Origin of the sequence: Paenibacillus sp. 37, assembly GCF_008386395.1 — a bacterium.
GTDB lineage: Bacteria > Bacillota > Bacilli > Paenibacillales > Paenibacillaceae > Paenibacillus > Paenibacillus amylolyticus_B.
The window spans coordinates 4,747,707-4,769,052 of sequence record NZ_CP043761.1 but is presented as its reverse complement, the minus strand read 5'-3'; the positions used below and the strand labels follow the sequence as shown (position 1 = coordinate 4,769,052).

General features: G+C 48.1%; 17 protein-coding genes. 15 read left to right on the top strand and 2 right to left on the bottom strand.

Annotated elements, in window-relative coordinates:
* Window positions 1–93: 93 nt before the first annotated feature.
* Entirely contained in the window at window positions 94–1,017 is a 924-nt protein-coding gene (locus tag F0220_RS20455; protein ID WP_036614641.1) for a selenium metabolism-associated LysR family transcriptional regulator, read from the top strand.
* A gap of 67 nt (window positions 1,018–1,084) precedes the next feature.
* A complete protein-coding gene (locus F0220_RS20450) occupies window positions 1,085–1,954 on the top strand; it encodes a PHP domain-containing protein (protein WP_105599625.1) in 870 nt (289 codons plus the stop codon).
* A 145-nt stretch (window positions 1,955–2,099) separates the two neighbouring features.
* Here F0220_RS20450 and F0220_RS20445 read toward each other — a convergent pair whose 3' ends face one another.
* Together F0220_RS20445 and F0220_RS20440 are read right to left on the bottom strand one after the other, a co-directional pair.
* Window positions 2,100–2,546, bottom strand: a complete 447-nt coding sequence (locus tag F0220_RS20445; RefSeq protein WP_105599623.1) for a GNAT family N-acetyltransferase — start codon at window positions 2,544–2,546, stop codon at window positions 2,100–2,102.
* Window positions 2,547–2,777: 231 nt separating this feature from the next.
* A complete protein-coding gene (locus F0220_RS20440) occupies window positions 2,778–4,550 on the bottom strand; it encodes an Rqc2 family fibronectin-binding protein (RefSeq protein WP_091014296.1) in 1,773 nt (590 codons plus the stop codon).
* A gap of 357 nt (window positions 4,551–4,907) precedes the next feature.
* On the opposite strand from F0220_RS20440, the gene F0220_RS20435 reads away from it, so the two are divergent.
* The 13 genes from F0220_RS20435 to rlmN all read left to right on the top strand — a co-directional run bounded on the left by F0220_RS20435 (window position 4,908) and on the right by rlmN (window position 21,340).
* Window positions 4,908–7,766, top strand: a complete 2,859-nt coding sequence (locus F0220_RS20435) for a cation-translocating P-type ATPase (protein WP_091014299.1) — start codon at window positions 4,908–4,910, stop codon at window positions 7,764–7,766.
* A gap of 182 nt (window positions 7,767–7,948) precedes the next feature.
* Complete coding sequence (gene dapF, locus F0220_RS20430; RefSeq protein WP_036614947.1) at window positions 7,949–8,782, top strand: diaminopimelate epimerase; 834 nt, start codon at window positions 7,949–7,951, stop codon at window positions 8,780–8,782.
* A 214-nt stretch (window positions 8,783–8,996) separates the two neighbouring features.
* A complete protein-coding gene (locus F0220_RS20425) occupies window positions 8,997–10,886 on the top strand; it encodes a bifunctional homocysteine S-methyltransferase/methylenetetrahydrofolate reductase (RefSeq protein WP_105599622.1) in 1,890 nt (629 codons plus the stop codon).
* 19 nt (window positions 10,887–10,905) lie between these two features.
* Window positions 10,906–11,805 carry a YicC/YloC family endoribonuclease gene (locus F0220_RS20420; protein WP_076211386.1) on the top strand — a complete coding sequence of 300 codons (900 nt, stop codon included), beginning with the start codon at window positions 10,906–10,908 and terminating at the stop codon, window positions 11,803–11,805.
* Window positions 11,806–11,856: 51 nt separating this feature from the next.
* The gene (gene remA, locus F0220_RS20415) at window positions 11,857–12,117 is read left to right on the top strand and encodes an extracellular matrix/biofilm regulator RemA (protein WP_006209218.1); all 261 of its coding nucleotides are present in this window, start codon (window positions 11,857–11,859) and stop codon (window positions 12,115–12,117) included.
* Between the two features lie 13 nt (window positions 12,118–12,130).
* A complete protein-coding gene (gene gmk / locus F0220_RS20410) occupies window positions 12,131–12,703 on the top strand; it encodes a guanylate kinase (protein ID WP_017687445.1) in 573 nt (190 codons plus the stop codon).
* A gap of 157 nt (window positions 12,704–12,860) precedes the next feature.
* Window positions 12,861–13,073: a DNA-directed RNA polymerase subunit omega gene (rpoZ, locus tag F0220_RS20405; RefSeq protein WP_036614619.1), complete on the top strand. Its 213-nt coding sequence runs from the start codon at window positions 12,861–12,863 to the stop codon at window positions 13,071–13,073.
* A gap of 139 nt (window positions 13,074–13,212) precedes the next feature.
* Window positions 13,213–14,448 (top strand): bifunctional phosphopantothenoylcysteine decarboxylase/phosphopantothenate--cysteine ligase CoaBC, encoded by a 1,236-nt coding sequence (gene coaBC, locus F0220_RS20400; RefSeq protein WP_105599620.1) that lies wholly within the window; start codon window positions 13,213–13,215, stop codon window positions 14,446–14,448.
* A gap of 3 nt (window positions 14,449–14,451) precedes the next feature.
* Window positions 14,452–17,001, top strand: a complete 2,550-nt coding sequence (priA, locus tag F0220_RS20395) for a primosomal protein N' (protein WP_105599619.1) — start codon at window positions 14,452–14,454, stop codon at window positions 16,999–17,001.
* 116 nt (window positions 17,002–17,117) lie between these two features.
* A complete protein-coding gene (gene def, locus F0220_RS20390) occupies window positions 17,118–17,606 on the top strand; it encodes a peptide deformylase (protein ID WP_105599617.1) in 489 nt (162 codons plus the stop codon).
* A gap of 12 nt (window positions 17,607–17,618) precedes the next feature.
* Window positions 17,619–18,572: a methionyl-tRNA formyltransferase gene (gene fmt / locus F0220_RS20385; protein ID WP_105599616.1), complete on the top strand. Its 954-nt coding sequence runs from the start codon at window positions 17,619–17,621 to the stop codon at window positions 18,570–18,572.
* Entirely contained in the window at window positions 18,569–20,047 is a 1,479-nt protein-coding gene (rsmB, locus tag F0220_RS20380; protein ID WP_105599614.1) for a 16S rRNA (cytosine(967)-C(5))-methyltransferase RsmB, read from the top strand. Before fmt ends, rsmB begins: the two co-directional genes overlap by 4 nt.
* Window positions 20,048–20,299: 252 nt before the next feature.
* On the top strand, window positions 20,300–21,340 hold the full coding sequence (rlmN, locus tag F0220_RS20375) for a dual-specificity RNA methyltransferase RlmN (protein WP_105599612.1): 1,041 nt from the start codon (window positions 20,300–20,302) through the stop codon (window positions 21,338–21,340).
* Window positions 21,341–21,346: the final 6 nt, after the last annotated feature.

The window sequence follows — 21,346 nt, the reverse complement described above, 5'->3', positions numbered from 1 at the left end:
TATTATCGCATGCAGACAAGCTGCATGCTTTTTTTGTTGCCAAGCGGGAAATCGGCTACAATGTAGAGAGTGTAATCGAAGAGGGGCGAAGATATGAATTTTCACCAATTGCATATTTTTTATACGGTAGCAGAGAAGGGGAGTTTCTCGGCTGCTGCACAAGCATTACATATGACTCAACCGGCAGTAACGATGCAGATTCAATCATTGGAGGACTATTTTGGGACAAAGTTACTACATCGTTCCACCAAAAAAATAGAATTATCCGAGGCTGGCCGGACTTTATTACCTCATGCGAAACGGAGTGTAGAGTTGGTCAGACAGACGGACGAAGCGATGTCGGCGTTTACCCAGATGTTACAGGGCAGACTCCAGCTGGGAGCCAGCTTAACGATTGGGGAATATGTGCTTCCACGCATGCTCGGACCATTTGCGCTTCAATATCCGGACATTTCAATTGTCATGAAAGTGATGAATACAACGCAAATTATGGATGATATATTGAAGCACCAGCTTAATTTTGGTCTGATTGAAGCGCCAGTGCACCACCCGGACATGATTGTGGAGCCTGTCATGCAGGACGAGCTGAAACTGATTGTACCTGCCGGACATGATTTGGCTAAGCGTAGCAAAGTGAATATTGAGGATGTAATGAATTATCCTTTTGTGCTGCGTGAGAAGGGCTCGGGTACTCGTCAGGTGATGGAAGACCAATTGCAAAAGAAAAAGATTGATCCACAGGATATGAATGTTGTGATGGAACTTGGCAGTACAGGAGCGGTAAAATCGGCCGTGGAGGCAGGGGTAGGTATTACGATGTTATCTCCTTCTTCGGTGCAGCATGAACTGGCTCTGGGACTTGTTCATATTGTGGATATCCGCGGACTCGAATTCAAAAGGCAGTTCTATGCCATCCATCTAAAATCGTCCTTGTTGCCCCTGTCAGCAGTCGCTTTCCTGAATTATCTGCGTCAGCAGGAGCAGCCTAAGTCGGTACATAAGACGGGGAAGGCATAATAGTTGGCAACATCAATGGTAGATAAGATTGAATCATAATCAATTTTAAACAAAGGAGCTGTTGATCATGGATCAGCGCCAAGGACGCTGTGATCTTCATACACATAGTCAGGCTTCCGATGGAATGCAGCCACCTGCTGATAATGTGAAGCTTGCCAAACAAAAAGGGCTATCTGCGGTTGCCCTAACGGACCATGATACAGTAGCTGGTGTAGCGGAAGCACAACAAGCGGGAAAAGAGTACGATATTGATGTTGTTGCCGGAGTGGAGATCAGCACTCGGGCTGGTGGGAAAGATATTCATGTGCTCGGGTATTATGTGAATACAGAGGATGAGCAGTTCCTGCAACGGTTGCGCGGATTACGAGAAGCTCGAGATGAGCGGAATCATCTGATTATCGCCAAGTTGCAAGAACTCGGGCTTGATATAAGCTGGCAGGAGGTACTGGATGAGCTGGGACGACCACTAGAGCCTGACGAGAGTATCGGTAGACCCCATATGGCTGATGTACTGGTGAAGAAGGGATATGCTGTCGACATGCGGGATGCATTCGATCGATATCTTGCTGAAGGCAAGCCTGGCTTCGTGTCTGTACCCCGCGTTGCGCCGAAGGATGCGTGCGAATGGATCAGAGCCGCAGGTGGAGCCGCTGTAATTGCCCATCCGGGTCTCTATGAAGATGATGAATTGGTACGGCGTATCATTGAGGACTGCCGTCCAGATGGACTCGAAGTATTTCATTCGGACCATGAACCGGAAGATGAGCGCAGATACGCCGAGATGGCTAAGGGTTATGGGTTAATCGAGACTGGCGGATCAGATTATCATGGGGAACGGCAAGGTGTCGTTTTCCACGGGGATCTGGGTAGCAAGACCGTAACGGTTGATGTGTTGGAAAGGCTGAAGGCAGCTGCCTCACAGCAATATGGAGTATAAGCTAAACGTGGTAACGCTCCTTATGACTATAATGAATTCTGCCGTTAGTGGGGTACATTTTAGGGACGTTTGAGAATTAAAGGACATGGATCATGCTAGGGATAAACCTGCATGTATTCATGTCCTTTTTTGTGTCAAAAAGAGTTTATGTAATCGAATAGTTGACCCAAGCGCCGCGTGTAGCCCCAAGACGTTCGAATAATTGCTGTGCTCGCTCATTGGTCACTGCTGTGATCCAAGACATATATGCACATCCATGGTCACGTGTATATTGCTGACAGTGTGCAAATAATTTGGCTTCTGCTTCGCCTTCTCTGAATGTTTCCGTAACAAATAGGTCATTCATGATGGCGACACGTTCTGCTTTCATCGTGCTGTAAGTAAAGAAGAGGGTGGAAAATCCGATAAGCTTCCCGTTCTCTTCTGCCACGAATTGAGCACCGATCTGCTGATTAAGCAGGTTATTAATCAAAAGCTGGATGGATTGATCACCAGGCCAGGGGTTGTTGTAGAATCCCACCACATAGTCATGCATTAATGCCATCAGGGGTTTCAGATCATCAGGTTGAGTTTCTCTGATATGTAGGGTCATGGTACACTCCTTTAACTACAATTTGTATTCATCATAATTGAATTATTATACATATAAATGAATTTAAATTCAATAAGGAAGATAAATAAGCTGAGCTTCACATATCATTCAAACAAGTAATGCAACCGCAAAAATCCCCAGAACCATTGATGGTCAGGGGATTTTGTTTCTGTCTTTGTTACTGTTACATCTATATAAGTGTAAATAATCTTTAGTTCAACTTATATAGCCTTATCCATTTTTAATCGTGGATGGCAGACTCTTGATCAATTCATCATTTGGCGTGACAAACAAGGTCTTCTGATGATCATAGATCACAAAACCTGGCTTCGCACCACTTGGTTTGCGCACATGACGGATAAATGTGTAATCCACAGGTACACTGCTTGACTCCTTGGCTTGGCTGAAATAGGCAGCAAGCTGTGCTGCTTCTTCCAATGTAGCTTCACCAAAGTCCGTACTGCGAATAACGACATGTGAACCAGGAATGTCTTTGGTATGCAACCAGGTGTCGTTGGAAGAAGCGAGACGGTTGGTCACGTATTCATTCTGCAGGTTGTTTTTGCCCACAAGAATATCAATCCCCTCGGAGGAGGTGAACTGGTGTACGGTCGGACGGTCGCTTTTCTTCTTCTTTTTACCCTTCTTGTTACGGTCACGAAGGTATCCCTGTTGCACAAGCTCATCCCGTATTTCCTCAATATCGTTCATGGATGCAATGGACAGCTGCTGCAACAGGTTATCGAGATAGTCAATCTCGTCTTTGGTTTTGCCAAGCTGCTCATGAATCACAGCCAGACTGTTCTTGTATTTGTTATAGCGCTTGAAATAACGTTGTGCGTTGTCAGACGGTGTGAGCAGTGGATCAAGCTGAATGGTAATGTTGGCTTGGTCTTCATCGTAGAAGTTCACAAGCTCCACGCTCTTGTCCCCTTTGTGGACCTGATGCAGGGAGGCAAAAAGCAACTCGCCCCATAGTCTGAACTTGTCCGCATCGTCTGCTTCCAGCAGGTCCTTGTTCAGGTTGTCCAGCTTTTTGATGTTTTTGCTTCGCTCATTCTGCAGAAAACGGAGCAGATCACTTACTCTCTGTTTTACCGTGTCCCGTTCAGCCTTGTCTCCGTAGTAATCCTCCATGCACTTGCTCATCGTGTCATAGGTTTTCTCCAACTCCTGAATGCTCTGAAGATGAACGGCCGAGAAAATCATTTTGCCTTTGGCGTTTGTTCCGGTTACAGGCGTGTAGATATGATCTCTGACAGGTCCCATCACGGCTTCAAAAGCGTTCCACAGTGCACCAGCCTCAACTCGGCTCTCACCCTCCACCACAGCCTGAGTGCTCACTGTACCTTCAGCTGCAATTCCACGGGCAGCAATCTCTCCCGCAATTAACGGGCTAAGACCGCTAAAGGAGTTCACGAGCCAGCGTGATGCCTCTTCCTCAGCGGCATGATAGCTGTCCTCGAATGCTGTACGACTCACTTCGAGCGGATTACTTTTATGTTGCTCGGGTGGGGCAGTATAAGCGAATCCAGGCATGATTACCCGGTAGCTACTGATGGAAGGAGTCACATGATGAATGCCATCCAGAATCGTTTCTGTAACAGGATCAAGCAAAATAATATTACTGTGACGCCCCATCAATTCAATGATGATCCGTTTAACCGAAACATCCCCCAATTCGTCACGCTGGCGCACATTGATGTGGATAATACGTTCCATGCCAATCTGACGGATCTCCTCAATGATGGCACCTTCACAGTGCTTGCGGAGCAGCATGCAGAACATGGGTGCTTCCGTAGGGTTAAGGAATGTCTTTTCCGTAAAATGCACACGGGGATAGGTTGGGCTTGCCGAAACAAGCAATTTACTATTACCGCGCTGAGCACGTAGTGTGAGAACTACGTCATGACCATTCGGCTGATGGATTTTGCTGATACGTCCACCAATGCAGCCTTGCAGTTCATGAACAATGGCCCGTGTTACGATGCCGTCCAATGCCATTTTTTCCACTTCCTCTCTCTATCGAGCACCTGCATTTATCATGCCAAATGCTTCATCTATATAACTGAAACCGTGCAACCAGGTATGTAAAAAAACAAGGACTGGCTGCGGATTCTTCGTTGCTTGCCTGTTGAACGCTGGAATCGGTACTGCGCAGAACATCGCAGACTTTTATTTTAGCCTATTCTGTCCATCAGGGAAAGGATTCACCTTCCGGGTGCTAATCACAGACCTGTCCGAATACATATAGAGCAGGTAGTTTGTCCGGCATAGTGTACAGCCTGTCGACCAGCGCGCCGGTGAGTCATGTGAGCTTATTTTGCAGATGAAATACAGACTGGGAGGGAAACTTGAAGCATGGAACATACCAAGTGGCATCAACTTAGTGACGAAGAGCTTCGTAACACTCTTGGCGTCAGCCCGCAGGAAGGATTGACGGATGAAGCTGTAGCAGAGAAGAGGAAAGTGGTCGGTTCGAATGAGCTGAGCGAGGGGAAACGCATTTCTCCAATTACATTGCTCTTGAATCAGTTCAAGGATTTTATGGTGCTGGTGTTGATGGGAGCAACGTTGGTATCCGGATTGCTGGGTGAGTATCTGGATGCGGTAACGATTGTGGCTATTATCGTACTGAATGCGATTCTGGGGTTTGTACAGGAATTCCGGGCTGAACGATCTCTTCGTGCATTGAAACAGTTGTCTGCACCTCTTGCCAAAGTGCTTCGTTCAGGTCAGGAAGTACACCTTGCCGCCAAACAACTTGTACCCGGAGATATTGTCATGGTGGAGAGTGGGGACCGCATACCCGCTGATGTTCGCTGGCTGCAAACAAACAGTCTGGATGTTGAGGAGTCGGCCCTTACCGGAGAATCGGTTCCCGTAAGTAAACATTGCCTTCCGATTGCGGACGAGGACGTTCCGCTGGGTGATCAGAAGAATATTGGTTTTATGGGTACCATGGTCACTCGTGGCACAGCTAAAGGTGTGGTCATTCGTACTGGGATGGAGACGGAGATGGGCAAAATCGCCGATCTGATCCAAAATACGGAGGAGCAAGAAACACCGTTACAGCACAGGCTGGAACAATTGGGCAAAATTCTGATTTTTGTCGCATTGGGATTAACCATTATGGTTGTCGTCGCAGGGATATTGCACGGACAACCAGCCGTTGGCATGTTTCTGGCGGGGGTCAGCCTTGCGGTGGCGGCCATACCGGAGGGTCTGCCGGCTATTGTAACCATTGCACTCGCACTAGGCGTGCAGCGTATGATCAAACGTAAAGCCATTGTACGCAAACTGCCTTCCGTCGAAACTCTGGGCTGTGCATCCGTAATCTGTTCGGATAAGACAGGCACGCTCACTCAGAACAAGATGACGGTAACGGATGTATGGCTGGAGGGACGCAGCATCAAGGTTACCGGGGATGGTTATGCACCTGAAGGACAGATGCTGGAGAACGGTCGAACGGTAGAACTGAAGAGTGACCAGTCGCTACGCAGAATGCTCCAGATCAGCGCGCTTTGCAACAATGCCAGTATTGTCGAGAGTGTTGCAAGCGAGGTGGGGAGCAAGAAAAAGGGCAAGGATACCAAAAAGGACGGCAAGAAAAACACAAAAAAAGGTGATCTCCAAGAAGAAACCGTTCAACGAGACAATGTATTCTGGGAGCTGAAAGGTGATCCGACGGAAGGGGCACTGGTCACACTGGCCTCCAAAATGGGGCTTACTCCTGCCGGACTCAAAGAGTTGTATGCCCGCCAGCAGGAATTCCCGTTTGATTCGGAGCGAAAACGCATGTCGGTTCTGGTTCATCATCAGGGGGGCCGAATGATCTACACCAAAGGTGCACCAGATGTGTTAATCGGACACTGTAGTTATATTTTGTGGGAAGGTAAGGTCGTGCCTTTCACTGGAACGCTGCGGCAGAAAGTGATGGCAGCCAACGAGAGCATGGCTGGAGCAGCACTGCGTGTCCTCGGAATGGCCTACCGTGAAGTGCGGCCGGAAGAAAAAGTGGCTGACGAACACGCCGCCGAGAGTCAGCTTGTCTTCGTAGGACTTGCAGGTATGATTGATCCGCCGCGTCGTGAAGTGCGAGATGCGATTGCCACATGCCGCAAGGCGGGGATACGAACGGTCATGATCACAGGTGACCATGGAACAACGGCAGAAGCCATTGCTCATCAACTCGGGATTCTTCCACGTGGAGGTGCCTCCTTAAGTGGTCAACAACTGGCAGGCATGACAGACGAGCAACTGGATAAACAGGTAGAGGGCATATACGTGTTCTCCAGGGTATCTCCTGAACATAAGCTTCGCATCGTGAAGTCATTGCAGCGCAAAGGGCATGTCGTTGCCATGACGGGTGATGGAGTCAATGATGCTCCAGCCATTAAAGCAGCAGACATCGGGATCGCGATGGGCATTACGGGTACAGATGTCACGAAGGAAGCTTCGGCGCTGATTCTGAGTGATGATAACTTCTCAACGATCGTGGCTGCCATTGAAGAAGGCCGTAATATTTATGAGAACATTCGCAAGTTTATTCGTTATTTGCTGGCATCAAACGTGGGTGAGATTTTGACAATGTTCTTTGCGATGATGATGGGCTTGCCGCTACCACTTGTACCTATTCAGATTCTGTGGGTTAACCTCGTAACAGATGGTTTGCCTGCAATGGCGCTCGGGGTAGATCAGCCTGAGAAAGATTTGATGGAACACAAACCCCGTGGCGCCAAGGAAAACATTTTTGCCCGCAGACTGGGTTGGAAAATCGTCAGCCGGGGTGTATTGATTGGATTATGTACACTCGGAGCGTTCTGGCTTACCCTTCAGGCTGCACCGGATAATCCGGGGCAACTGATCAAGGCACAGTCTGTGGCATTCGCGACACTCGTTTTGGCGCAGCTCATTCATGTCTTTGATTGCCGTAGTTCGCGGTCCATTTTCCACCGGAATCCTTTACAGAACAAATATCTGGTTCTTGCAGTGATTTCATCGGTTGTACTGATGCTGGTTGTCATGTACGTTGAACCGTTGCAGCCGATCTTCAAAACTGTACCTCTGGGATTGCGTGAATGGGCGATTTGTATCGTTGCTGCGGGCATTCCAACGTTCCTTATGGGCGCAGGCAGCGTGTGGGGTGGCCGTCGTAACCGCCGTCGTATGGGTGGTTCTGGCCGCTTCGTACCGAAAAGTACAAAGTTTTCGGCATAAAATCAATACCTTTTCCTGGTCTATTTCGTTATGCTATCCTCAAAATGATTCAAAGCGGCAGCTTTGGCATTTTGCTGGATAGCTTTTTTGTGTAAATGCTGAATATGAATTTCTATGGTAATCCTGTAGAAGAGCAAGAATATAGCTTTGGCAGCAGACTGCCAAAAGGAGTGGGCAAGATTATGGAATTTACGAAAATGCATGGACTTGGTAACGATTTTATCGTTGTATTTGGTGAAAAGGAGCTTCCGGCAGATGCAGCAGAATTGGCTGTAAAATGGTGCAACCGTTTCTTTGGCATCGGTGCGGACGGCCTGGTTTATATACTGCCTTCGGAGAAGGCGGACTTTCAGATGCGCATCATGAATTCGGACGGTTCGGAAGCAGAGCAGTGCGGTAATGCCATTCGCTGTGTATCCAAATATGTATACGATCATGGTCACGTGAACCAGGAGCAGATCACCATTGAAACGATTGGTGCTGGGGTACAACCTGTGAGCCTCAACATTCGTGATGGTAAAGTGGAAACGGTACGTGTCGACATGGGTGAGCCGATCCTGAACGGTCTTCAAGTGCCTACAACGGTGGATGCCAACCCAGTGGTTGATCACTACATTGAAGCGAATGGACATGCGTTTAAATTCACTGCCGTATCCATGGGTAACCCGCATGCGGTTATCTATGTAGATGATGCTGTTAATTTTGATCTCACAACTTGGGGCCCACTTCTTGAAGTGCATCCGATGTTTCCAAAAAAAATCAATGTGGAATTCGCCACAGTTCGTGACCGTGGATATGTGGACATGCGTGTATGGGAACGCGGAGCGGGTCCAACACTTGCTTGTGGAACCGGAGCTTGTGCGACACTGGTATCCTCTGTCCTGAATGGACATACAGATCGTACAGCAGTCATCAGCCTCAAGGGTGGGGATCTCCACATTGAGTGGAATGAAGCTGACAATCATGTGTACATGACTGGACCTGCTGAAGTTGTTTTTAAGGGAATCACTTCATAAAAAGTGGAAGTTTTAACCAAAGGGGCCTGCGGGCCTCTTTTTTTGTCAAAAAGGACAGGTCGTGTCTCCTGTACAGAGACATATTGGGGGCTGTATGGCAAGAAAGTCCATATGAGCTGGATACTCATCAAAAACCTGTGTTTTTCTTCGTTTTTTAGCGTTTTTTGTGTTACATTAGTATGTAAATGATCACAGCTAGGCGGGGGGAAATGGGATGAAGGCGGATTTGCGCAAAGTTATGCAGGAACGGGTTCTCGTTGGAGATGGGGCCATGGGAACATTTCTGTACCAAATGGGGTTCCCGGTGGGAATTTCATATGAAGAATTAAACTTGATTTCACCTGAAGTGGTGGCGGATGTACATCGCCGTTATCGGGATGCAGGTACAGAAATATTTGAAACAAATACGTATTCTGCCAATTACGACAAGTTATCCAAGTTCGGTCTGGAGTCCAAGGTGGAGGACGTGAACCGTGCCGGCGTACGCATTGCCAAAGAGGTAGCTGGAGATACCGGTTATGTGCTTGGTGCAGTTGGTTCCATTCGAGGTGGCAAGCGGACGAACGTGTCGACGAGTGAACTGAAACGCTTTTATCAACAACAGATCTCTGCACTGCTAGATGAAGGCGTGGATGGCATTTTGCTTGAGACCTTCTATGATATAGAAGAGATGGATATTGCCCTTTTGCAAGCGCGCAAGCTGAGTGATTTGCCTGTAATTGGACAGTTCGCTGTAGAGGATGTAGGACATACACTGGACGGATATACGATGCCTGAAGCCTTCCGGATTATGCGGGAGCAGGGCGCGGATGTCATTGGTTTTAACTGTCGCTCAGGTCCAAACGGGATTATGCGTGCCATGGAAACCGTCTCGGGACGAATTGGTATTCCAATGTCCGTCTACCCGAATGCGGGTGCAGCAGATTATGTAGATGGTGAGTTCCGTTATGGTGCAACTCCGGAGTACTTTGGTCAGACGGCAGTGCAATTTGCCGAACTGGGCGCTCGTATTATCGGCGGTTGCTGTGGTACGACACCTGATCATATTACCGCTATGAAAGAGGCGCTTGCTGACTATATACCTTCGCCTATTTTGGAGCCTGATCCGTCAGAATCCAAACCGCGTATTGTGCTGCATGAACATGTGGATGAGCGTTCCGGACGTGGAGGTCAGCCTACGATTGTCGATCTGGTCAAGCAGCGTCATACGGTCATTGTTGAACTTGACCCGCCGCGTGACTTGGACATTGCCAAGTTCATGAAAGGTGCCGAGACTCTGAAAGCAGCAGGAGCAGATGCCCTGACACTGGCCGATAATTCACTCGCGGTTACACGGATGAGCAACATGGCGCTGGGTCACCTCGTGCAGGATCGCACGGGTCTCCGTCCATTGGTGCATATTGCCTGCCGTGACCGGAATCTGATTGGAACGCAGTCACACATGATGGGGTTTGATGCTCTGGGGATTAATCATGTACTGGCTGTAACAGGAGATCCAGCAAGGTTTGGAGATCTGCCGGGTTCAAGCTCGGTGTACGATCTGACTTCTTTTGAAATCATCCGCATGATCAAACAGTTGAACGATGGTGTGGCTTTCTCAGGTAAACCGCTGAAGCAGAAAGCTGGCTTTGTCATTGGAGCAGCATTTAATCCTAATGTGAAATATTTGGAGAAAGCTGTACAACGTCTGGAGAAGAAAATTGCCTCTGGCGCTGATTACATCATGACACAACCGATCTATGATCCTGAGTTGATTGTAGCAATGCACGAAGCGACCAAACATCTGGATGTACCCATTTTTATAGGTGTAATGCCGCTGGCGAGTGGACGGAATGCAGAGTATCTGCACAACGAGGTTCCCGGAATTCAGCTTTCGGATGAAGTGCGTTCCCGTATGGCAGGTCTGGAAGGCGAAGAGGGCCGTGCGATGGGGGTAAAAATTGCCAAAGAATTGCTGGACGTAGCAACAGCGCATTTCAAAGGGATCTATCTTATGACACCGTTTATGTTCTACGGCATGACGGCCGAACTGACTCAATACGTATGGGAGAAGTCGGAGCATCAATGTCCTACTTGTTTCAACCCTAATAATCAATTACAATAGTAAAACGGATGTGATGCCGATGTCATTCAGTATGACCGGATACGGTCAATCCGCCTTTCATTTTGGCGGCTATAAGGTACAATTAGAGATCAAATCTGTTAATCATCGTTATTGCGAAGTGATGATGCGTTTGCCAAGAGAGTGGACGTATTATGAAGACGGTTTGAGGAAGATCGTACAGAGTCGTTTGAAACGTGGGCGGATTGATGTTTATGTAATGAAAGAAAAAGAGGAAGACCAGGCTCTTCCCGCTGTTCTGAATGAACAGACGGTCAGGGCCTATCTGCAGGCTGCAGAGCAACTGGAGACCCAATATGGAATGCAAGGCAAACCAAGTATTGTGGATATGCTTGGGCTGCCGGACGTCATGGTTCATTCGGATGGGACAAGTTCCATTCCCGAAGAGCAGAAGGACGAATGGGAGCGAGTTCTGCAGGAAGGATTGAAAGAGGCTCTGTCCAGCCTTGAACAGATGCGCGCTCGCGAGGGTCTTCATCTGGCCAGTGATCTGGAACGGCGGATTACCCGTCTGGAGTCACTGCATACCGAGATGCTTGATCTTGCACCGACTGTGGTAAGTGATTACCGCAACAAGCTAAGACAGAGGCTTACGGAAATGCAGGAAGAAGGCTCTTTCCCTTTTGATGAGCATAAATTGGGTATGGAAATTGCAATGTTTGCCGATCGTTCTAACATAGAAGAGGAGCTTACGCGTCTACAGAGTCACTTTGGACAGAGCAGGGAACTGCTGAAGAGTGATGAGCCCGTAGGTCGTAAGTTGGACTTTCTAATTCAAGAGATGAATCGGGAAGTCAATACGATTGGATCAAAAGCCAACCATTTGGCTCTGGTGAATCGTGTTGTCGAGATGAAGGCAGAGCTGGAGAAGATTCGTGAGCAAGCTGCGAATATCGAATGAACGGCCACATTTCGGCAAAAGAGTCGCATGTATAGGGGGAAGAACCTGATTATGGCAATCAAACTCATTAACATTGGATTCGGTAACATCGTATCGGCGAACCGGATTATATCCATCGTGAGTCCGGAATCGGCGCCGATCAAGAGAATTATACAAGAGGCAAGAGATCGTCACATGCTGATTGATGCAACGTACGGAAGACGTACTCGTGCCGTAATTATTACGGATAGCGATCATGTCATTTTGTCTGCAGTTCAGCCTGAGACGGTCGCCCATCGTCTTTCTTCGAAAGATGATGATAACGACGAATAAAATGGAGTGTAATATGTCTAAGGGATTACTGGTAGTGTTGTCCGGCCCATCTGGGGTCGGGAAGGGTACTGTATGCAGCGCTTTGCGCAAACGGGTGCCGGAATTGATCTATTCCGTATCGGCGACAACCCGTCAGCCTCGTCTTGGTGAAGAACATGGTGTGAACTATTTCTTCAGAAGTCATGAAGAGTTCCAGAACATGATTGCTGAAGATCAATTGTTGGAACATGCGGAGTATGTTGGTAATTATTATGGAACACCGCGTGATTTTGTAGAGAAAACGATTAACGAAGGCCGCGACATCATTCTGGAAATTGAGGTTCAAGGCGCGTTAAAAGTGAAAGAGAAATTCCCGGAAGGGATCTTTGTTTTCCTGCTTCCTCCTTCATTGGACGAGCTGAAAGATCGCATTCAGGGCCGTGGTACCGAAAGCCAAGCGACCATTGATCACCGGATGTCCGTGGCGGTTGATGAGATCAGTCTGCTGGAGCAGTATGATTACGCTGTTGTGAATGATGAAATTGATTTGGCGTGCAAGAGAATAGAAAGCATCATAATCGCCGAACATTGTAAGATCAATAAATAATCCCTTTTGCCGCTGCAGAATGCGATATAAGTGGGGCAGTTGTCATATCATATACTGAAGCACTCCTTCTCGGAATGCCCGGGTGTGAAGACATGCCACATCAGTTCTGTCAGGCGGCAACTTGCGATTATACTAATGCGAAGAGGTGTTTGTTAATATGCTGTATCCTTCTATTGATGAAATGATGAACAAAGTCGACAGCAAGTATTCCCTTGTTGTTGCTGCTTCCCGCCGGGCTAGACAGCTACGTGAAGGTGAAAAAACGGATTTAAGAGGTGCGAGATCCCATAAACAAGTTGGTGTTGCACTGGAAGAAATCTATGGAGACCTGCTCGTTGTCATCAAAGGACAGGACGAAGAAGAAGAGTAAGCCGCCTGCGGCTGCTCTTCAACTGCATACGGCGCAAGCCGGATTAATTGACAACCGCGAGGTTGTTATTTTTTTACGAATAAGCATATTTCAATGAACTCATTGTTTAGACGTCGTATAAATATCGGGGGAAATAAACATGTTGAACGGTAAAAAAATCGTGCTCGGTGTGACAGGCGGCATAGCCGCATACAAAGCAGCAACATTATGTAGCAGACTGGTGCAAAAGGGTGCGGATGTTCATGTCATTATGACAGCTTCCGCTACACAGTTTATTACCGAATTGACGCTGCAAACGTTAACCCGAAACACCGTATATACCGATACATTTGATGAGCGTGAACCAGCAGTCGTATCTCATATTCATCTGGCGGATCTGGCGGATCTTGTTCTGGTTGCTCCGGCAACTGCCAATGTGATTGCCAAGATGGCACATGGCATGGCAGATGATATGCTCTCAACAACTCTTCTTGCCACGACAGCCCCTGTTATGATTGCTCCAGCGATGAATGTACATATGTATGATCATCCAGCTGTAAAGCATAATATGAACCTACTTGTTGAACGAGGCGCTATGATGATCGAACCAGGTGAAGGCCTGCTTGCGTGTGGATATGTGGGCAAGGGACGTCTGGAAGAACCGGAGAGCATTGTGGATGTGGTGGAACGTTTCTTTGAACAGCGCGAGTCTACAGACATTAGCCGGCAGGGACAAGCTCCATTGTTACATGGCAAGAAGGTTGTTGTTACGGCTGGAGGTACGATTGAGCGCATTGACCCAGTACGATACATTACGAATGATTCATCTGGCAAAATGGGATTTGCCATAGCCGCAGCTGCGCGTGATCTGGGGGCAGATGTGAAATTGGTTATGGGCAGTACCCAAGCCAAGCCACCGGAGAACGTTGAGTTGATCCCTGTACAGTCTGCACAGGATATGTATGAAGCGGTAACACGCGAGTGGGACGATGCTGATATCGTGGTTAAGGCTGCGGCAGTTGCCGATTATCGTCCAAAGGAAGTTTACACCGAGAAGATCAAGAAGAAAGGCGACACGCTGTCGCTAGAACTTGTTAAAAATATAGATATTCTTGAAACGCTGGGCCAACAGAAAACCCATCAGTTTTTGATTGGTTTTGCTGCGGAGACTCAGTCCGTTGAGATGTATGCACGTGAGAAATTGGAACGGAAAAACTGTGATCTGATCGTAGCCAATGATGTAACCCGCACGGGTGCAGGATTTGGAACAGACACCAACGCGGTACATATCTATGACCGGGAAGGTTTGGTGGAGGAGCTTCAAGTGATGGCCAAGGACGATGTGGCTCATCGGTTGCTCCGGATTGCGGCGGAGCGCATTGCCGGGAGGAATTAGGATATGGAGATTGCCAAGGTCATAGTCGATGTTCCCGTGAAGGAAACAGACCGGCCGTTTGATTACCTGGTACCTGAATCGATGAGGGAATGGATCGAGATTGGCAGCCGGGTGGGTGTACCTTTTGGTCATCGGACGGTACAGGGATTCGTGATTGATCTTGTGCCGCGTACCGGAGAGGAAACATTCAAGCTTAAGCAGATTCAGGAGTTGCTGGACATTGTTCCCCCGTTGTCAAAGGATTTGGTTGAGTTGGCCGAATGGATGAGTGGACGTTATGCCAGTAACCGGATTTTGTCATTGCAGGTCATGGTGCCGACGGCATTGAAAGGGAAAGCAGAGAGATACATCTCGCTGGGAGATGCACTTGATGGACAGATGGCGGGTGCACAACCGGATGATGAGGTGTTATTTGTTTGGGGAGAAGAGTCTACGACCGAGAAAGTACAGCAGGATATCATCCGTTTTGTCAAAAGTCGGGGTCAGGTACCGTTGCAACAACTGAGTCGAAAATATCCCAATCATGCTGCACTAATTAAGAAATTATTGCTTGGTGGCGTGCTGCTGGAAAGTCAGGCCATCAAGGACAAGTTAAATAAAAAAACAATGAAGTCCGTTGATCTGGCTGTAGATATTGCTGCTGCTCAGGAAGCACTTGCTTCATTCCCGGCGAAAGCACAGCGACAGAAGGAGATTCTGGCTTTTTTGCTGGAAATGAAAGAACTGCTGCCCATGCCGATGAAAGAAGTGTTATCTACACTACAGGTATCGGCCGCAACCATTAAAGGGCTTGAGGAAAAGGGACTGATCGTCACCGAGGACGTTGAGGTCTTCCGTGACCCTTATCAGGGCAGGACGTTCAAAGCGACTGAACCGCTGGTTCTGACCGATGAACAAAAACTTGTCTACGACAATATCAATGGCCGATTGCAGGAACAACGCCATGGGGTATTTTTGTTACATGGTGTTACCGGAAGTGGCAAGACGGAAGTCTACCTTCAAACCATTCAACAATGCATCGAACAGGATCGGCAGGCTATCGTACTGGTGCCCGAGATTGCACTCACACCACAGATGGTAGAACGTTTTAAAGGGCGATTTGGGGACCAAGTTGCTGTTATGCACAGTCGTCTGTCTGGTGGTGAACGTTATGATGAATGGCGCAAGATTCGTGAGGGTCAGGTGAAGGTTGCGATTGGGGCACGTTCAGCCGTATTTGCTCCATTCAGTCGGCTTGGGTTGATCATTATGGATGAGGAACACGAGACTTCCTACAAACAGGAGGAAACTCCGAAATATCATGCCCGTGATGTAGCCGTAAAAAGAGCACAGCAGCACCAGGCCGTGGTTGTTCTGGGTTCAGCGACACCTTCGCTGGAAAGTTATTACGCGGCACGCTCGCAGAGTAATGATGATTTTGCACCACTCTTACTGGAGATGCCAACACGGGCACTGGGTAACAAGTTACCTGAAGTGCGGATCGTTGATATGCGTGAAGAGTTGAAGGATGGCAATCGCTCCATGTTCAGCAGGGCTTTACACAAAGGGTTGGAGGAGCGCTTGGAGCGTGGTGAACAGACGGTGCTTCTGCTGAATCGCCGTGGATATTCGACCTTTGTTATGTGCCGAAGTTGTGGATATGTGGCAGGTTGTCCCGAATGTGATATTTCATTAACATATCATCAGCGCTCGAATAATCTCCGTTGTCATTACTGCGGGTATGCGGAAGCGGCTCCTGAAGTGTGTCCGGATTGTGGAAGCGAGCACATTCGATACTTTGGTACAGGTACACAGCGAGTCGAGGAAGAACTTGCCAAGCTCTTCCCGGGTATTCGGGTCATTCGGATGGATGTGGATACAACAACGGAAAAAGGGGCGCACGAGAAGCTGCTGAAACAGTTTCGTGAGAAAAAGGCGGATGTATTGCTGGGAACCCAGATGGTTGCGAAGGGACTTGATTTCCCGGATGTAACCCTGGTTGGCGTGATAACAGCGGATTCAGCATTGAATTTACCTGATTTCCGTGCTGCGGAAAAAACGTTTCAGTTATTAACACAGGTAGCTGGCCGAGCTGGTCGGCACCAATTGCCTGGTGAAGTGTTTGTTCAGTCCTATACGCCGGAACACTACTCCATTGGCCATGCGAGTCAGCATGACTACGTGTCGTTTGTACGTGAGGAATTGCTGCACCGTCGCAATTTGCAATATCCGCCTTACTGTCGCCTGATTCTGGTGACCTTTTCGCATGAGCAGCTTCCGGTATTGATTCGTCTTGCCGAGAACTACACGCGAATACTAAAAGAGAAGGCTAATGCAGCCGGATGGCTCGGCAGTCTGGATCGATTCAGCAATGATGCCTTTGATGTACTAGGGCCGGTAGCGTCTCCGATTCCTCGGATCAAGAATAGATACAGATTCCAATGTATGATAAAATGGCGGGGGGATGTAGACGCCATAGGACTCGCTCTGGCAACGGCCCGGCGCATGGATGATGATGTTCAGGCGCAGAAATTGCTTATTAGTCTGGATGTAGACCCGCAGATGTTAATGTAAGCATTTTGCAGCAATGCGGATGTAAACAAGCGGTATAAACATAGATTAAAATGAATACCCCAAAAATACAGATATCGTCCTGAAATTATGATGAGGATTAGGAAGGTGCTTACAACATGTCGATTCGCATTATCGTGCAAGAGCCAGATGAAGTGCTCCACAAGAGAGCCAAAGAAGTAACCAAAATTACACCAAACGTACAAAAATTGCTGGATGATATGGCTGATACCATGTACGATGCGGAAGGTGTAGGTCTTGCTGCGCCGCAGGTTGGTATTTTGAAACGTCTGATTGTTATCGACGCAGGTGATGAGCAAGGGCTGATCAAGATGATTAACCCGGAGATCACTGCAAGTGAGGGAGAGCAATTCGGACCTGAAGGTTGTCTGAGTATCCCTGGAATTAATGGTGATGTTCGCCGTTTCGAGACCGTTACGGTTAAAGGTCTGGATCGTGAAGGCAAAGAGCTGATCATTACGGGTAGTGGCTTGCTGTCCCGTGCATTCCAGCATGAGATTGATCATCTGGATGGCGTACTCTTTACGGATGTCGCCGAGAAAGTGTATGAAATTGCAGCCGATCAAACGGGACCGCGTCGTAATTAAGGAGTGATCGATTTGAATATTGTTTTTATGGGAACACCTGAATTTGCAGTTCCTTCTCTCGATATGCTGATTGCAGAGGGGTACAATGTGGTGGGTGTGGTGACTCAGCCTGATAAACCACAGGGACGCAAAAAAGTACTTACGCCAACACCGGTTAAGGCCGCGGCAGAACGCCATGGTCTGCCGGTGTTTCAACCTGTTAAATTGCGTGATCCGGAAGCTGTAGCCCGCTTGGCTGAATGGAAGCCGGATCTGATCGTGACCGCGGCTTTTGGACAGATTCTGCCCAAAGCCGTGCTGGATATGCCTGTTCGTGGTTGTGTGAACGTGCATGGATCTCTTTTGCCGAAATATCGCGGAGGAGCCCCGATCCAACGTTCCATTATTAACGGGGAATCCGTGACAGGAGTCACATTGATGTATATGGCTGAAGGCCTGGACACCGGAGATATGATCTCGCGTGTGGAACTGCCAATTACGGATGAAGATACATCAGGATCGATGTTTGATAAATTAAGTGAGGCTGGTTCCAAACTGCTTCAGGCAGAAATGCCACGATTGATTGCAGGCGAGACAACGGGGGTCCCCCAGGATGATGCTGAGGCTTCGTATGCTCGTAATCTGACTCGGGATGACGAGAAAATGGACTGGAGTCGTACTTCACGTGAACTGTTCAATCAGATTCGTGGTCTTGTGCCGTTCTCCGGTGCATTTACGATGTGGGATGATCAGGTCTTTAAAATTTGGGCTGCGGCTAATCCCAATCAGGTGGACCTGGCGACTTCTTCGGATGCTGGACAAGCAGAGCCGGGAACGGTGCTGCAATTAAACAAGGCAGGGATTGAAGTCCGCACAGGAAATGGGTCTCTCTGGTTGACTGAAGTGCAACCTGCAGGCAAAAAGGTGATGCAGGCCGCTGACTTTGCTCGCGGGGGTACACTGAAACCTGGAACGGTGCTGCGATGAGCGGTAACATACCAGGTCGTTCGTCAGGAAAAGGCCAGAAAGCTAATGGAAATTCATCCGGACGTGAAGGAAACCGTCGTCCGAATTCGGGTAAATCGGGTGGTGCATCTCGCTCCCAGCAACCCAAAACATCTGCTCGTACATTGGCAGTCAAGGTTCTGAGTGCTGTTGAGCAAGATGGAGCATACAGTAATCTAGAGTTGAACCGCCGTCTGAAAGAGGCGGATTTAAGCCCTGCAGATGCTGGACTAGCTACCGAATTGGTATATGGAACAATCGCCAGATTAAATACACTTGATTATTTTCTGGAACGTTACGTCGCCAAAGGAGTATCCAAACTGCAACCATGGGTTCGTAGCCTGCTGCGAATCAGCGTATATCAGATGATATACCTGGATCGTATTCCGGAGCATGCCGTGGTGAGCGAAGCGGTTAATCTGGCGAAGAAACTGGGCCATCAGGGAATCTCGGGTATGGTGAATGGAGTGCTCCGCAATATGATCCGCAATCGGGATGAACTTCGTATTCCAGAACATCTGCCCGTTGCCGAACGTATTTCACTGGAGCATTCCCACCCGTTATGGATGGTTGAACGCTGGATTGCCCAGTACGGCGAAGAGACGGCGGAAGCGATCTGTCGTGCGAATAATGAGCCGCCAGCGGTGAGTGTCCGGGTCAACACAACAATGACCACACGGGAGAAACTGATGCATGAGATGACAAGTACAGGTGCAATCGTTGAAGCTTCTCAGCTGAGTTCCGATGGAATTCTTGTACGTAGTGGCGGAAACATGGCTCTAACGTCCTGGTATCGGGACGGGTTGTTCTCTGTACAGGACGAAAGTTCCATGCTTGTCGCTGAAGCAGTTGCGCCAGAGGTAGACCAACTTGTATTGGATTGCTGCGCAGCTCCAGGTGGCAAAACAGCTCACATGGCGGAGAAAATGCAGAATCGCGGTCGTATTGTCGCGAATGATGTACATGCTCATAAGCGCCAGTTGATCCTGGATCAGGCGGAGCGTCTCGGTCTGAGCTGCATCGATGCTGTAACTGGAGATGCTCTTGATCTGAACGAGCGGTATCCGGAAGCGTCGTTTGACCGCATTTTGCTGGATGCACCATGTTCAGGTCTGGGTGTTATTCGCCGCAAGCCTGATGTGAAATGGACCAAAACCGTAAAAGATATCGGAGATATCGCAGGCTTGCAACGTGAATTGCTTGATCAGGTTGCGACGTTGTTAAAACCAGGTGGTATTCTGGTGTATAGCACGTGTACGATTGAGCCTGCTGAGAATGAGGATATGGTTGCAGACTTCTTGAATCGACATCCGGAATATAGTCCAGCAGAAACATCCGTCTGGTCTGAATCGGAGACAGCAAACTTGAAGGTTGTGAACGGTGGTATTCAGATTTTGCCACAATACGCTCACAGTGACGGATTTTTCATCGCACGGTTGACAAAAACAGTGGAATAACAGTTTAATAGAGCACGGAAGTATGACCGCCGAGGGGAACTTCGGCGGATTTCTTTGTGATGAGACTTCGATATAATTGTCAGAGAATGTGATGACAGGGTGCGACGGCGGCATTGAGATGTTATAATGCATGAAGTACAGATATCAAGGGTATACATGGATGTAACGTGGTCTTTGTGATAGAATAGGACGAATGGAACGAAAAGAAGGAAGCCAACGAAAAGAAAAGAAGGAATAGGTGTTGACAACAAAATGAAACCTTTTATATATGATTATTCTCTGGAACAACTGCAGCAATGGGCTGTGGAGAATGGGGAGCCGGCGTTTCGCGGTGGCCAAATCTTTGACTGGATTTATGTAAAACGCGTGAATGATTTCAGTGAAATGACCAATCTGTCCAAGCCATTGCGTGAAAAACTGACAGAGCAATTTGAATTTGTAACGCTTAAGGAAATTACCAAGTTTGAATCCAAGGATGGAACGGTTAAATTCCTCTTTGGTCTGCATGATGACCATGCCATTGAGACAGTAATCATGAAGCATAACTACGGGAACAGCATCTGTGTAACCACACAGGTTGGTTGTCGTATTGGTTGTACGTTCTGTGCATCCACATTGGGTGGTCTCAAGCGTAACCTTACGGCTGGGGAGATTGTTGCCCAGGTTGTGCAGGCTCAGAAAATTTTGGATGAACGGGGCGAGCGTGTCAGCAGCATCGTGATCATGGGTTCGGGTGAACCTTTCGAAAACTATGAAGCTACGATGACTTTCCTGCGCATTATGATTCATGAAAAAGGGCTGAACATCGGTCAGCGTCACATCACGGTATCCACGAGCGGTATCGTTCCGAACATCTACAAGTTTGCGGATGAAGATACACAGATTAACCTCGCCATTTCGATCCATGCACCAAATGATGCACTGCGTTCGAAATTGATGCCGGTTAACCGTCGTTTTCCTTTTGAAGACGTGATGGAGTCCCTTCGTTATTATCTGGCCAAAACAGGTCGGAGAATTACGTTCGAGTATGCACTTATTGGTGGGGTAAACGATCAGCCAGAGCATGCAGTAGAACTGGCAAGTGTGCTTAAGAACATGTTATGCCACGTGAATCTGATTCCGGTTAACCATGTACCTGAACGCAAATACGTAAGAACATCGAGAAGCGACATTTTCAATTTTCAGAAGATTCTCTCGGAACAGGGTGTTAATGTAACCATTCGTCGTGAACAGGGACATGATATTGCTGCCGCTTGCGGTCAGCTTCGTGCAAAGCATATGGAGTTGAGGTGAGAACGT

Coding starts and splice junctions, on each gene's coding strand:
- F0220_RS20455 (WP_036614641.1), top strand. CDS start 94: ATGAATTTTCACCAATTGCATATTTTTTATACGGTAGCAGAGAAGGGG.
- F0220_RS20450 (WP_105599625.1), top strand. CDS start 1,085: ATGGATCAGCGCCAAGGACGCTGTGATCTTCATACACATAGTCAGGCT.
- F0220_RS20445 (WP_105599623.1), bottom strand. CDS start 2,546: ATGACCCTACATATCAGAGAAACTCAACCTGATGATCTGAAACCCCTG.
- F0220_RS20440 (WP_091014296.1), bottom strand. CDS start 4,550: ATGGCATTGGACGGCATCGTAACACGGGCCATTGTTCATGAACTGCAA.
- F0220_RS20435 (WP_091014299.1), top strand. CDS start 4,908: ATGGAACATACCAAGTGGCATCAACTTAGTGACGAAGAGCTTCGTAAC.
- dapF (WP_036614947.1), top strand. CDS start 7,949: ATGGAATTTACGAAAATGCATGGACTTGGTAACGATTTTATCGTTGTA.
- F0220_RS20425 (WP_105599622.1), top strand. CDS start 8,997: ATGAAGGCGGATTTGCGCAAAGTTATGCAGGAACGGGTTCTCGTTGGA.
- F0220_RS20420 (WP_076211386.1), top strand. CDS start 10,906: ATGTCATTCAGTATGACCGGATACGGTCAATCCGCCTTTCATTTTGGC.
- remA (WP_006209218.1), top strand. CDS start 11,857: ATGGCAATCAAACTCATTAACATTGGATTCGGTAACATCGTATCGGCG.
- gmk (WP_017687445.1), top strand. CDS start 12,131: ATGTCTAAGGGATTACTGGTAGTGTTGTCCGGCCCATCTGGGGTCGGG.
- rpoZ (WP_036614619.1), top strand. CDS start 12,861: ATGCTGTATCCTTCTATTGATGAAATGATGAACAAAGTCGACAGCAAG.
- coaBC (WP_105599620.1), top strand. CDS start 13,213: ATGTTGAACGGTAAAAAAATCGTGCTCGGTGTGACAGGCGGCATAGCC.
- priA (WP_105599619.1), top strand. CDS start 14,452: ATGGAGATTGCCAAGGTCATAGTCGATGTTCCCGTGAAGGAAACAGAC.
- def (WP_105599617.1), top strand. CDS start 17,118: ATGTCGATTCGCATTATCGTGCAAGAGCCAGATGAAGTGCTCCACAAG.
- rsmB (WP_105599614.1), top strand. CDS start 18,569: ATGAGCGGTAACATACCAGGTCGTTCGTCAGGAAAAGGCCAGAAAGCT.
- rlmN (WP_105599612.1), top strand. CDS start 20,300: ATGAAACCTTTTATATATGATTATTCTCTGGAACAACTGCAGCAATGG.